We start from the raw sequence: 12562 nt of genomic DNA, 5'->3' as shown, positions 1-12562 counted from the left end.
CTGAAGGCCGAAGGTCACCTTGGCCGCTGCTATCTCAAAGGCCGCGCCGGCGACGCCGCCAACGTCGTGCTCTCAGCCGTCGGCCACAACTTCCGCCGTATCCTCGCCTGGCTCAGAGAACTCTTGTGCCTGTTCCTGGTCCGACTATGCCGCGTGCTGGCCGGTCCCGCTCAATTCGGCTTCTTAACGGACGACTAGCAATCAGACCGCCTGACTCACTGCGCTTCGAGCGCGAGAAATTGATTGGGCGATTGCTTCCGCGGATATCATCGTGGCCAGCGGCCAGGCGCCGCGTTCACAGGCCGAACATATGACCGCAACGTCATCCCTTGTTCAACCAGAGAAAGATCTTGCAGCCCGGGCCGTTCCACATATGAGTCAGAGCCAAATTTGTAGGCCGAATGACAGCCGGCTCTCGACCAAGTCTCACAGACATTTGTGCGGGAGACCTACCGTCAGACCACCATCAACCACGATTTCCGATCCGGTTAGATAGGAGGACTGGTCGCTGAGCAGGAACAACACGACGTGCGACACTTCTTGGGGGTGGGCGGCCCGCCCGAGTGGAATCGGAAAACGGTAGCCATCACAGTTCCTGGTGGTTGGGGTGGCGACCAAGCCGGGATCAACAGAGTTCACTCGGACACCCGACGCCGCTGCCAGGGCAGCGGACTTTGTCAGACCCCGAACCCCGAATTTCGAGGCGACATAGTCATTGAGCCCTGCACTACCACGCAGCCCCTCGGCCGATGAGATGTTCACGATCGAACCGAAGCCAGCGCGGCGCATCGCCGGCAGAGCCGCCTGCATGCCGAGGAATACACCAGTCAGATTGACCGCCAGGGTTTTGTTCCACTGCTCGAGCGAGAGCTGCTCGATCGGGGCAAAGCTGCAGATGGCCGCGTTGTTGACTAGGCCGTTCAGCGCGCCGAAGCGAGTTTCTGCGCTCGCGATCGCGTTACTCCACCCCTCCCGGTTGCCTGATGTGCTCACGCACATATAGAGCCGACGTACCAAGTTGAGCCGCCAATGTTCTCCTTGTTCCTGAAGACGATCAGTGATCAGTACTCTTGCGCCCTCGCCTACCAGCAGGTGGGCATGAGCGGCACCCATCGCTCCAGCGCCGCCCCTCACTAGAATGACTTTCTCCTCGACACGCCTCACGACCGGGTCCTCGCTTCGTTTGTTGGCTAGCGGCGGTGCAGCGTTTTCCAAGGACTAAAAAGAATGCCGGGATCATGCTGACCCGTGTAGACGGGCGAGACCCCACGTTTAACGTCGAGCAAGGTGAACACGGCGGTCTGCGCCGCGCGGACGGAATATTCCACCGTAAACACGACGTCATCAGCCATTTCGCAAAATTGGCCGATGAAGGCGAGATTGCGCGATCCTTTGGGGATGACCTTCGGTCGATCTGTCTCAGCCCGCGGCATGAACTGCGCCGCTATGTAGGGCATCATCGCGGTCACGATACGTGAGCTGTCGAGAATGTGCGGAATACTATCCTCAAAGCGCAGGTGCGAAAGCAACTCGATAAGGACTTCACGCCCCGTGCACTCTGACATGGGCTTGTGGACGAAGTTACCGGGTTTGTCGGGGAGCAGCCCATAACCCCACCAGACCTCGGCTGTTCGAAATAGTGTGGCTGTGCGTTAGGGACAAAGGTCAGAAGCCAATTGGAATTCTTGATCGTGATCAGTCCGCCGTGCCCGGCACAGCTTCCGGTGAAGGCTTCAAGCCGATCGAAGAAGCTCGAATCATTGCCCGTGACCGTGAAGGACTCCCATTTGGATCCGGGGGCACGGGTTTAGCGGGGGAAGTTGGCCTTCCCTCTTGCGTGCAATTCCTGTGGAAGCAGGCAGTCATAAATAAACTTGTGCAACGGGATGGATACACCCAGTCTGCCGGCCCAACGCACCACCGCCCCGTTTGAATACTCCAACTCACTTGGCTTTCCGTTTGCAATGTCTCGTTGCACGAGTTGTGCGGGTTGCGGGCGAGACGTCGAGAAACTTCGTAGAACCGACAATAGCGGTTTTGCGATTGTCACGCGGCGTGCCCTGGCGAAGGCAACCACTTTCGTCCATACACTGTTCAAGCACCGACGCGTTTCTGGAATCGGGCGAGTGATAACCAGTCGGGGTCCTCGTAAGGGCGCCGATGCCGCCGAACGACGTGACCAGCGGGAACTTGTCCCAGAGAGGTGTGAGCATGTCGAGCGACCTTCGACCTTGACGCCGGCCGGCAAACGCCTGGTACAATGCTTCGATCCGTTCCATCGGACGGATTGCTTGGGCTGCCTCCGTCTCCTACCAAGCCTTGAGGCCCAGGAGAACAACGGCGAGGTCGGTGACCTGTGTGGGATGGTCTCGGTTGACTCGGCGGGTTGAATAATCATTTCTCCCGCAGGGGGCTCGAAGCGCAAGCCAATGGTCCGTATTGCTTTGAGATGTTGACCGCGAACTATGAAAACGACGTTCTCTCCGGCCAACGCCAACTGCGCCCAAGTAACCCCGGCGCCTCCTGTTCCAATGACGCCAAATCGCATCACTGTCTCCCGTCCAACTCGACAAAGCCAAGCGCTGTACCGAAATTGTTCGCGGGCGCCAGGACATGTCGGTTGCCTGTCTTTGCAAGAGGCAATTCCACCAATTGGCCGAGAGCCCGGCAAGCGACGGTGAACCCAGCGAGATGCGGGCCGTCCTCGGGATGGGGCGGGGTTACGCCGAAGGCGGCTTCGAACGCTTGCGGGCGGGCGAGCACAATTGTGCCGGTGCCCGTTTGAATGGCGATAGCATCCAAGCGCTCGCTGAAGCTGTTTGCACCCGCGACCGTCTGAATGTAACTAGCGAGATCCATTGCCGTTTCGCCCACAATCCAGACGTCCCGGACAATCGAAGCACCGTTGGAATGCTTGAGATATTGTGGCTGCTCGTAGTACTCTGGGCGGTAGTGCTGGCAGGCAAACAAGCCGAGCCACGGTGCCGCGGGATGGTTCACAAACGCGAGGGAGAACCCCACCTTCGCATCTGTCCCGTCGGGCATTCTTGCCAGTTCTCGAAAAATCGAATGCCTCAAAGGTTTGCAGACCGGCTGCATGCCAAGCCTGAATATCGGCGCGCGCATCCGAACTATCGAGCACCATCATCGAAAAGCCGTCGTGTCTCAAAAGGTAATCGCGATTGAATGCGGCAAACGAAAAATTGCCAGCGCGATGTTCGGGGACGTCCTGCGGATTTGTAACCGAAAGCAGTTCGAGATACGTACCGCGTAGCTGAATGATGGAGTTGCCGGTCCCAAAGGGATGCTGACCGTGCGGGACAATCGTAAATCCCAACGCTTGATAGTTCGAGCGCATTGCCTCCAGGTCGCGGCCCGCGAGAATCAAATGGTTGATGCCTTTCATCGATGAACACTCGCTCGGCTGATACCCATGCGCTTCGATGCCGCGCGCGCGGGCTTCAAGCCAGCCTCGCGCCGGAATTCCCAGGTTTGGTCTACCTCCTCGCAAAGAAGTCCCGCCCAGTCATTTTGTGAAACTTCCAGTCCGATCCCACGTAGTACAGTGTCCATCTAGTTGGAATATTGTTAGCAGCTACACGGCCATTCCAAACTGTGATCGTTTTGCAGTTCGGAGCTGAGGGCGCCGTCCAATTGACGTAGAAATCTATCTTGCTTGCCATGACGATACCCGCGACAGGGTAAGGCTGTCCCCGGCACGAAAATCCAGTCGCGTTGTTGATATACGTTCCCGTGAAATTCCCTGTTGATGCGTCTAGCGTTTGGATCGAAAGAACCGAGCCCCTTTGATTTACCCATGTAGATGGGGCCGGCAACTGCGCGTGAGCAGGCACCGAGATGAGCGTAAAGAGCACGAGCACAAATAAGCGTGTCATGGTATTCCCCTAAGCAACAAGCAACTGCACAAACCGTGCGGGATATGAGTTCGTTCTCATGCCCAGTTCAGGCGCGGAATTGCCGATGATCTCATTTCAAGGCCAGCCTGAACTCCGAAAGCTGCTCGCCAAAGGCAATTTGGCACGAGCGAGCGCATCGTTGCCGACAGCTGTTGAAATTCGCTGGAGGAAACGACGCAGCGGGTCACAGCGTCTTGAGGTATTCGATCAGCGCCTTTTTGTCTTGATCGCTCAAACTCGTCCCGTACTCGTGGCCGCATCGGCTGTCTCCAGAATTGACGTCATTACAATCCGTGACGGATAGTGTTTCGCTTAAGGGTTCCTGGGTGGCAGCAAGACCCACGTTTTCAATGTCGTATTTCCGCCCAATGCTAAACTGCGATTTGCGCTGTCCCGACGGCTTGAGCAATTCCGCCAGGGTAGGGACCGAGCCGTTATGAAGATAAGGTGCGGCGGCCCAAATACCCTGCAGAACACGAGCCTCGTAGGCGCCCCATGGAGGGAGTTGACCGCGGGCTGCTCTTTCTGCCCCCTTCCGCTTGGCTTTTTTGACCGCTTCCGAGGTGCTGACAGCGTCGAAAGCCGTTACCAGATCCTGCAGGGTTGGCGGTAATCGTACCAGCCCCAGAGACTCCGGAGTCTCCGACGAACCCGGATCTGACGCCGTCGCGACCCGTGCGTTGGAAGGGGCACCGCCGGCCAACAGGTGTTCTGCGATCGATCCAATGACCGAGGTTGCAAGAATGTCAAGGATTTGATCGTTCTCCTTGAGCGGCGCGGTCGCGAAGGGAATATACGCACCATTCAGCACGCCCGTCTTCGCTTTCCAGGCGAGAACATCGTATTCTCGTGTATCCGTACCGACGTTCTGGACCACGGTTCTCCATGTTTTGATGAATGGAAATCGCTGCTCGCCGTCTTCAATGCCATGACATCCGCTACATCCCCCTTCAGCGGGATCTCTTTCGAAAATCATTTTGCCCCGGATGGCTAAGGCAGCGTCAATCTTCCAGGGCCATTTCGGAGGGCCGATGCGCTTCACCAAGTTCTCAAGCTCGCTAAGACCGTCGAAATTGGTGGAATTGCCATTGAGGAAATTGATGACCGCACCCTGACGCTTAGGCTCGAACGTAGCGAAGACCCCTAGGACCTCGCCGACGTTCCGGGCCAGCCCCAAGATGTCACTTCCATTCTTTGCAAATCCCGGCCATTGCGTCTTGTCTTGCCGCGGCGCATTCCAAAGGAATGGGTATCTCACGGGAGCATCAGCGGTTTTTATGTTTTCCGGGATCATGAAATCGGGGGGCGGACCGATGTCCAGTCCGGATAAGCGGTTGAAGATCATCCCGACAGCATCCAGACGGCCCACTCCCCAGCCGTTTTTGGGCAGGGCTCGCACCATAAGCGTGTGAAACCGCAAGTACCACCTATCTACCTGCCGGCGAAGATCTTCAACATCGGCTATATCGGGAGTTGCGGACTGCAGAACAGATGCAGCAAACGAGGCAAAGGAGTCGTCGCTAGCAAGCACGTCACCGACTGCCTTGTCCAAATCGCCAAGCAGCGCGTAGAAGTCCACGAGCCCCGGACCACCGTCGACGCGATACACCTTGCCGTCAACTTCGATCTGGCGCGTATGGCATGCCGAGCAGGTCATTCCGACAAGCTGGAAACCTTCAGGACCGGAGGCATGAAAGCCGATGGGAAGGCTGGCCTTGCTTCCAGGATTGGGGAGATAGCCGTACCGCCCCAGACCATCGGCGAGGAACGCTTGTCCGTTTCTTTGCTTGAGCGCCTGCATCCAGGATAGGGTGATCAAGCGCGAGCCCTGATCGCGCACATAGAAGTCCGCTCTCGCCGCCGCGGTCCAATCTAAACCTTGGTCAACATAGATGGGATTGGCGTCAGCGCCCTGGGCGCTCGACCCTGTCGTGACAGCAACGGTTACTATCAGAAAGAGAACACGCAGCATCGTACGGCCCACCGTCTTTTAGACTCGCCCGAAGAGTTGTTCGCGGTACTAACTCCTCTCGCCGTCGCTGCAAGATGATCTCAGTCCTTGAAGCTGCCTCCGAGGCAAGTCGCCGTGTTATTAAAGATCTCAGGCCCAATAAATTCAACCTACCAAGGTTGGGAGTGATGAGAGCCGGCTTCGCAAATTTGAACAGGTCGATAAGTGGAGTTTCTGCCTGAAGACGGCGATAATCGCCGTGAACAGGAGAGACCATGAGCAGACGAGCACGCCGGAACCACACGCCGGCCTTCAAGGCGAAGGTGGCACTGGCGGCCCTCAAGGGTGATCGGCGATAGCCCAGCTGGCCGAGCATTTCGACGTCCACCCCAATCAGGCCTGGAAGTCACAGCTCGAGGGCAGCGCTTCGGCGGCTTTCGGACCGGGAGGCGGAGCGCCGGCGATCCCGGCGATCGATGTGAAGTCGCTCCATGCAGAGCTGATGCTGACACCCGCCTCGATACGCCGCCTATCTCACGCCGTCATCACCCACCTTCCCGCATAGCTCCGTGCGCGAGTTCGTGCGGATTGAGCTAGCACAACGTGCCATCGTTCTGCTCATGCTAGTTCTTGGGGCTGTGCAGAGTACGCGAGCGGCGCTGGGCGGCGGCTCGCCCCAGTGCGAGAAGTGGAAAATAATGGCGATACATGTTGAAGCTCAACATGAACCCACGTGATAGCTCCCTGCCCTGTTGCAGCCGCTTTGCGAGCTCCTGGGCCGTTAAGTTCGTACGAGCGCCAATCCCGTAGCCCGGAAAGCCTGTCGCGGTGTAGAACTCTTCATTCCAGGTTCCATCGGGCTTTTGCATAGCACAGAGATACTCAACACTCTTCTGTATTGCCGCACTGGTTTCGCGGCTGCTATCGACTGAAAGAAGGCAAATGAGACCCCACGCCGTTTGTGATGGCGTGCTCGGCCCCCTCCCGCGAAGCTCCGGATCCATGTAGGAAGCGCAAGTTTCACCCCAGCCACCGTCTTCATTCTGTCTCGATAGGATCCAAGTAATAGCCCGCGCCACGTAGGACTGTGTCATGTCCTCGCCTATCGCCTGGAGAGCGGGTAATACGGCAGCGGTGCCGTAGATGTGATTGACACCCCACCGCCCAAACCAGCTTCCCGCTTCTTCTTGCTCGCTTCGAATGTAACCTACGGCCCGCCGAATAGCGGGGTGCTTGATGTCGTATCCGAGTGCGGCAAAGGCTTCAAGAACATGGGCGGTCACATCGACGCTTGGTGGATCGATCGCCTCTCCAAAATTGCAAAATGGGATCTTCGAGATAATCTCTTTGTCGTTGTCTCTGTCAAAGGCAGCCCAACCCCCGTTGCTGCACTGCATAGCCAGCGTCCACTTCACACCGAGTGCGATCGCGCGCTCTGCTCTCCATCGCAGATCTCCGATTGTCGGTCTCAGCTTCCCGAGAACAAGTAACGCGACGGCAGTATCATCAACGTCGGGATAGTAGTTGTTGGCACGTTGAAAAGCCCAACCACCGGGGCTTACGTTCCTAACCTTTACAGACCAATCTCCGGGAACACGAACCTGCTGACTGATAGCCCAATCTAAGGCCTTGCAAACCGCGGGGTTATCGGAGGACACGCCAGCCTCGTGGAGCGCAAGGACGGAGAGTAGCGTGTCCCACACCGGAGATTCGCTAGCTTGGATATGAATAGCGCCATTACGCTCGTAGCTCCAGTAGGCTCCCAAGGCGGAAATAGCTTTGGCCACCAAAGGATGATCAAGCCGGTAGCCCTCGTTGACTAAGGCGATCAATCCATACACCCAGGGTGGTTGGAGGCCTCCCCATGTGCCGTCCGCATCTTGATGCCTGATCGTCCATTCGAGACAAAGCTTGATGGCATTCTCACGAAAGGGAACCAGCTTCGATCGCTGCGCTTTGTGAAGAACGCGATCAACCTTTAGGAAAAGCCATTCCAATGATAGGATGCGCGCGTGCTCCGCGGGAATTCCAAAATCGAAGTCCTCATAGGGAGTGGGAAAGAGTTCTTCGAGTTTGCTCCCGTCGGGAAGCGGCCAAACGGGCGTCCGCGCCGCCAGGACGGTGAGAGGCACGATCGTCGCGCGAGCCCATTGAGCGAAGTTATAGATGTTGAAGGGAAACCAAAGCGGCAACCGAATAAGTTCTGGCGGCAGATTGGGGGTGTGCTGCCACGGCCAAACCCCCAACATGGCCAGCCAATATCGCGAGAAAACCCGGAGATTTCTTAGCGCGTCATGCTTCTTAATCCATGCACGCGCGCCAGCGAGTTCGTCGCACCGCGGGTCTAGCCCCTTGGCGCGCAGCGCCGCGTAGACCTCCACAGTGGAGTTGATGTCACCGTCCGGTGCGCCTGGATATATGCCCCAGGAACCGTCCGGCCGCTGCCGTTGCAGCAAGGCCTTGATGATCTTCTCCTCAGTGGGCAAACGAAACCCGGCTATGTGACTGGCGAGCAACCACTCGGCCTCAATGGTCGAGTTTGACTCGACCATGCCAACCCAAAATCCAGATGGATTTTGAGACTTCCACAGCCAGTCAATCGCTGATTGGATTGGTTGAGATAGGCGACCGGCTTCGAGTTGAGCTGGCGACAAGTCTTCCGAACCATCGGAATCCATGAGAGTTTCGGAGACCATGTTGCGGGTCCGTGTAGTTAGATGACATGAACTGAAACGTCCGGGGTTTGCCAGTGGGCATTTGGTCTGAGTCATGCGGCCAAGCCGGCGGTTCCAACATGACGTACTAGCCTTGCTCGGCTTGGACCGGCCGCATGTTGGCTGGCCTGCAGGAGCCGCCGGTTGTTGACCATCACCCCCCGAGGTGGCGAACTCAAGGGCCTCAAAGTTTCCCAAGGTCGGCGCCGATCGATGAGCTCGACCTGTAGAGGTTTTGTCGAGAGCGTTATCATCGGAAATTGCGACACTCCCAACAGAGGGGCACGACGTTCAGCCAGGTGTTCGGTGTATTTGATAGGGACGTAGTGGCTACCTGGCTGGATATGATGCTCAAGCTCGCCGCGATGGACCGGTCGGCAATCGTGAAGGGGCTGCTCCAGCCCATCGAGCACGAAGTCTGTGAGCCGTGCGGGAGGCCCGCCAGCCCACGATTCTGTGGGCCTGGGAGTCGCTCACAGATTCACGAGGCATGAGGATACCTATCCAGGGCTATACCGACTGCGTGAACAACGCAGGAGGCGCAAACCGGTTCGCTTTCTGTAGTGGTCGTCGCTTTCATCGGCTATCGCGGGCCGATGGTGGTCTGGCACGAACAGATGCATGCCGTGGCAACAAACAGACTCTGGCCACGCGATAAAACGAAATCGCCAACCAAAAAGCTGATTCAGGTAGGCGAGTGCCGGACTTCTTCTATACCGTGCTTAAGCCGCTTTCCGGCCTCGTCGGCCATTTTGATCGACAGGTCGGCGACTCGACGAGTGGTCTCAAGAGCGGATTCCAGCGTCTGCCGCAGAACGTGACTTTGTGCGGCCACAAGGTCCTGAGGAGACTGGCACTTCCACAACGCTTCATTGTACTCAAAATTGCTATCCACTTCTTGTCGAGCCAGCTGCCAGTACTCTTGAGCTATTCCACTCCCTAATTTCGCAGCAGCGCTAGTAGTTGAAAGGATCGTTCGCCCATCGCGCGCCCACCGTTCCGTTGCTTCTGTGGCGTACTGCAGCCGTTGTCCTGAGACACCGAACATGTTCCCAATTTGCTCCGTATACCGTCTCATGACTGAGGTCGTCGCTTGCAGGCCGGCTCGCGATGCGGCTTGCATCGTCAAGAAGTTCTGCTCGGCAAAAATGGCAGCTGATCGGGCTAGTTCTTCTCCGGCTTGAGCCGCACCATGGCCAACGCGTGCACCCTGATCAGCTGCGGCCTGTCCCTTCGGGTTGGTCTGCTCAGCCGCTTTCTCGCCGGAGTGGCGAGCTGCATCTTGCGTTCTTTGGGTGGATTTATCTTCTTGGCTTGCGTTTGCCATGTCTGATCTCCAGTTTTGCAGTTGATTGCTTGCCTCGCATACACTTGAACCGTCGGCGTGCTTCGGGCTTCAGTTGTAGCGCGCGCCGCTCATCAAGCGGCCCACTCAGTTAGCGAAAAATTGAGCAAAGCGAACCTACTAATTCTGGTGGAGCACGGCCTTAACAATATGGGCAAGGCCACACTTGGAGTTTCTGGCCTGACAGCGAGCAAAATGTCCGCCCGATCAGGAGAGACGATAAGCAAACGAGCCCGCCTGCAGCACCAAGCACCGCATTGAAGACCGGGGTGGCTTTAGCCGCGATCTGGGGCGAGATGACACTGGCCCAGCTGAGTGTTAATCGGCGTTGAACTGTGGTTCAATAGGAGAAGCGGCCACGGGCACCGGATCGGATGGAGCTTCGCGCGATAGGAATGGCCAGGACGGGTCTTGCCGGTGTGGAAGGTGCGATGACGCAGCCGCCCGAGCAGCCAGCGCTCGACCATGAGGACGGCCTGCTCGACCTTCCCCTTGTCACATGCCGGTCGCGGCCTCGCCGGCTGAATGGCGGTGCCGTAATGCGCCGCCATGTCGGCGTAGCTGGGGTTGACCTGCGGATCGTAGCGGCAGGCCTTGATCACCGCTGACCCTGGTATTCTCCCGCACCAGCAGCGCCGGCGCGTCGCCGATCGCCTCGAAGACGCCGACATGGCCGCTGATCGAGTCCGCGAGCCCCTGAGTGCAGGTCGCCTGCGCGTAGGTGAAGCTGGATGCCCCGAGCACCGCCACAAAGATCTGCGCGGCGCGCCGCTCCCCGGTGAGCCGGTCGATCACCACCGGCACGCCCTCGCCCGCATAGTGGACGAACAGCTTGTCCCGGCCGCAGACGACTGACGCATCACCACCGAGAGCGGGCCTTCCCAGGCGCGGTAAAGCTCGCAGAACCTTTGACACCCGCACTGGCGCGCGCGTGGCTTGCCTTATATCCGCGGGTCCCCATTCTCAACCACTACGGGCCGACCGAGTGCGCGGACGGCGTCACGCATCATCTGGTTTCCGCGCCGCCTGCGCTGGCTGACGCTTATGTGCCGATCGGCAAGCCGATTTCTATTCTTGAGGTTTATATCGCCGACCGGCCGCGGCGGTGCAAGGCGGGAGAGGTTGGCGAAATCTGCGTTAGCGGGGTTGGCGTCGCTGCTGGTTACGTCAACGACGACGTCCGCACCAAGGATGCCTTTTGCGCCACACCCGTTCTGTTCCGTCCTTCCAGCGCCTATACAGGACAGGCGATCTCGGCCGCGTTCGTTCCGATGGCCCCTCGGTCGACGGGACCGTCAGGTCAAAATCCGCGGGCACAGAGTTGAGCTAGGAGAAATCGAAGCTCGCCTCTCCGCTCACCGCTCGGTGCGTGGCGTCGTCGCGGTCGCCTCGGTCTGCGCAGGCGTAAAGCTTACCGCGAGAGACATAACCAGCGCCGAGGGGGAAAGCGGGACGAGACGACTCATCTCGTATGTGTCCGCTCCAGCTGAGGTAACGGAAGGCAAGCTTCAGAACGTCCTTGCCGAAGCGCTGCCCATCTACATGCTCCCAGAAAGAATCATCCACGTCGACAATATTCCACTGACCAGTAATGGAAAGGTCGATCTTGGAGCCTTGCCCGACCCAACCGGTCTTCGCCCTCCATTGCCGACGCCATTCGAGGGCCGCAAACCGACCTCGAAGCGCAGCTGTGCCAAATTTGGTCCGGTGTTCTGCGCATCGAGAACATTGGTGTGAATGACCAGTTCATAAGCCTCGGCGGACGCGCTTCGAGCGATGCTCATATTGGGCCGTTTGCAGACTCAGATCGGAGTGAGAACGGATTTCAGGCTGGTCCTGAATGGAACGATCTGATCTCTTGCGGCTTCGATCTGTGCGCGAGCCGAATCTAGAGCGTGCACAGTACCGACTCGCGGAACGCTTACACGATCGCCTCTGACGCGAGTTCAAGAGCACCTGTGGTTTCTTTCGCAGCTCGATCCGTCTGCCAGGAACTACATCATTCAGGGCGGCTTGCGCGTGCGGGGCACCATCGATCTGGCCGCGTTCAATCGCGCCTGGATCGATGTCTTTCATGCCATCAGGCACTTTCGGCACGCTTTATCGACGAGGACGGTCCGGTTCAGCTTTTTGAGCTCCGCACGCGCAAGTCTCGAGCTGACTGATGCATCTCAGCGTCGCAGGAGGCTGAGAAGCTGATCGCCGAGCTAAGGCGAACAGAGCTGAACGGCAGCTTTGATCTCAGCCAAGGTCATCTGTTTCGCGCGCGCATGATCAGTTTTGGCCCTGACAACTATTTCATAGTGATCACCGCCCACAAAATTATCATCGATGCCTGGTCGATCTCTGTTCTGCTCAGGGACCTTCGAGAGGTACGTAGATGCCGCGGGTTTCTGCCAGAGAACTGTGTTTCGGCATGGAATAAGGACCCCGTATTCGGGGTAATCGGCATCCAATCGGGGCTCTGACGCATATTCGATGATCGTGTTTGTTTTTATGGCGCGCCAATCAGCCTAGCCCGAAGGAGATCGAGCTTAGCGCGCCCGTACATCTGCCGCTTGACCAGCTTGAGCTTGGTGATCTGAGCTTCCACTTGGCCATTGGACCACCGTTGCGTGATAGCCGCGTGCACCGC

General features: G+C 58.0%; 11 protein-coding genes and 5 pseudogenes. 5 read left to right on the top strand and 11 right to left on the bottom strand.

Features of this window, described 5'->3' with window-relative positions; all coding sequences use genetic code 11:
• A pseudogene (locus AC0L30_RS41525) lies at nucleotides 1-198 on the top strand (hypothetical protein); the annotation flags it as partial.
• A gap of 228 nt (nucleotides 199-426) precedes the next feature.
• On the opposite strand, the gene AC0L30_RS41520 reads toward AC0L30_RS41525, so the two are convergent.
• The 7 genes and pseudogenes from AC0L30_RS41520 to AC0L30_RS41490 form a co-directional block, all read right to left on the bottom strand.
• Nucleotides 427-1164 carry an SDR family oxidoreductase gene (locus AC0L30_RS41520; protein WP_473309190.1) on the bottom strand — a complete coding sequence of 246 codons (738 nt, stop codon included), beginning with the start codon at nucleotides 1162-1164 and terminating at the stop codon, nucleotides 427-429.
• Between the two features lie 26 nt (nucleotides 1165-1190).
• Nucleotides 1191-1744, bottom strand: a pseudogene (locus AC0L30_RS41515) (oleate hydratase); the annotation flags it as partial.
• Between the two features lie 63 nt (nucleotides 1745-1807).
• A complete protein-coding gene (locus AC0L30_RS41510) occupies nucleotides 1808-2548 on the bottom strand; it encodes a ketopantoate reductase family protein (protein ID WP_473309191.1) in 741 nt (246 codons plus the stop codon).
• Nucleotides 2548-2859, bottom strand: coding sequence for a hypothetical protein (locus tag AC0L30_RS41505; RefSeq protein WP_473406672.1), 312 nt, complete (start codon nucleotides 2857-2859; stop codon nucleotides 2548-2550). Before AC0L30_RS41505 ends, AC0L30_RS41510 begins: the two co-directional genes overlap by 1 nt.
• The gene (locus tag AC0L30_RS41500) at nucleotides 2846-3358 is read right to left on the bottom strand and encodes a VOC family protein (RefSeq protein WP_473406675.1); all 513 of its coding nucleotides are present in this window, start codon (nucleotides 3356-3358) and stop codon (nucleotides 2846-2848) included. Before AC0L30_RS41500 ends, AC0L30_RS41505 begins: the two co-directional genes overlap by 14 nt.
• A 139-nt stretch (nucleotides 3359-3497) precedes the next feature.
• Nucleotides 3498-3896, bottom strand: coding sequence for an avidin/streptavidin family protein (locus AC0L30_RS41495; RefSeq protein ID WP_473256510.1), 399 nt, complete (start codon nucleotides 3894-3896; stop codon nucleotides 3498-3500).
• A gap of 205 nt (nucleotides 3897-4101) precedes the next feature.
• Entirely contained in the window at nucleotides 4102-5889 is a 1788-nt protein-coding gene (locus AC0L30_RS41490) for a di-heme-cytochrome C peroxidase (protein WP_473309194.1), read from the bottom strand.
• Between the two features lie 254 nt (nucleotides 5890-6143).
• Between AC0L30_RS41490 and AC0L30_RS41485 the strand changes: the two are divergent.
• Nucleotides 6144-6370: pseudogene (locus tag AC0L30_RS41485) on the top strand (transposase); the annotation flags it as partial.
• A 121-nt stretch (nucleotides 6371-6491) separates the two neighbouring features.
• Here AC0L30_RS41485 and shc read toward each other — a convergent pair.
• From shc to AC0L30_RS41465, 4 genes and pseudogenes are all read right to left on the bottom strand, one after another.
• Nucleotides 6492-8564: a squalene--hopene cyclase gene (shc, locus tag AC0L30_RS41480; RefSeq protein WP_473309197.1), complete on the bottom strand. Its 2073-nt coding sequence runs from the start codon at nucleotides 8562-8564 to the stop codon at nucleotides 6492-6494.
• 240 nt (nucleotides 8565-8804) lie between these two features.
• Nucleotides 8805-9059 (bottom strand): annotated as a pseudogene (locus tag AC0L30_RS41475) (IS3 family transposase); the annotation flags it as partial.
• 208 nt (nucleotides 9060-9267) lie between these two features.
• On the bottom strand, nucleotides 9268-9909 hold the full coding sequence (locus AC0L30_RS41470; RefSeq protein WP_473309195.1) for a phasin family protein: 642 nt from the start codon (nucleotides 9907-9909) through the stop codon (nucleotides 9268-9270).
• 701 nt (nucleotides 9910-10610) lie between these two features.
• A pseudogene (locus AC0L30_RS41465) lies at nucleotides 10611-10832 on the bottom strand (IS21 family transposase); the annotation flags it as partial.
• A gap of 3 nt (nucleotides 10833-10835) precedes the next feature.
• Between AC0L30_RS41465 and AC0L30_RS41460 the strand changes: the two are divergent.
• The 3 genes from AC0L30_RS41460 to AC0L30_RS41450 all read left to right on the top strand — a co-directional run bounded on the left by AC0L30_RS41460 (nucleotide 10836) and on the right by AC0L30_RS41450 (nucleotide 12395).
• On the top strand, nucleotides 10836-11252 hold the full coding sequence (locus AC0L30_RS41460) for an AMP-binding protein (protein ID WP_473309196.1): 417 nt from the start codon (nucleotides 10836-10838) through the stop codon (nucleotides 11250-11252).
• Nucleotides 11253-11796: 544 nt separating this feature from the next.
• The gene (locus AC0L30_RS41455; protein ID WP_473406674.1) at nucleotides 11797-12126 is read left to right on the top strand and encodes a condensation domain-containing protein; all 330 of its coding nucleotides are present in this window, start codon (nucleotides 11797-11799) and stop codon (nucleotides 12124-12126) included.
• Nucleotides 12096-12395 (top strand): condensation domain-containing protein, encoded by a 300-nt coding sequence (locus tag AC0L30_RS41450; protein ID WP_473406673.1) that lies wholly within the window; start codon nucleotides 12096-12098, stop codon nucleotides 12393-12395. The genes AC0L30_RS41455 and AC0L30_RS41450 overlap by 31 nt, the downstream gene beginning before the upstream one ends.
• Nucleotides 12396-12562 lie beyond the last annotated feature (167 nt).

Source organism: Bradyrhizobium sp. MI1.11 (assembly GCF_055811255.1).
This window is presented reverse-complemented; position numbering and strand designations above follow the sequence as displayed.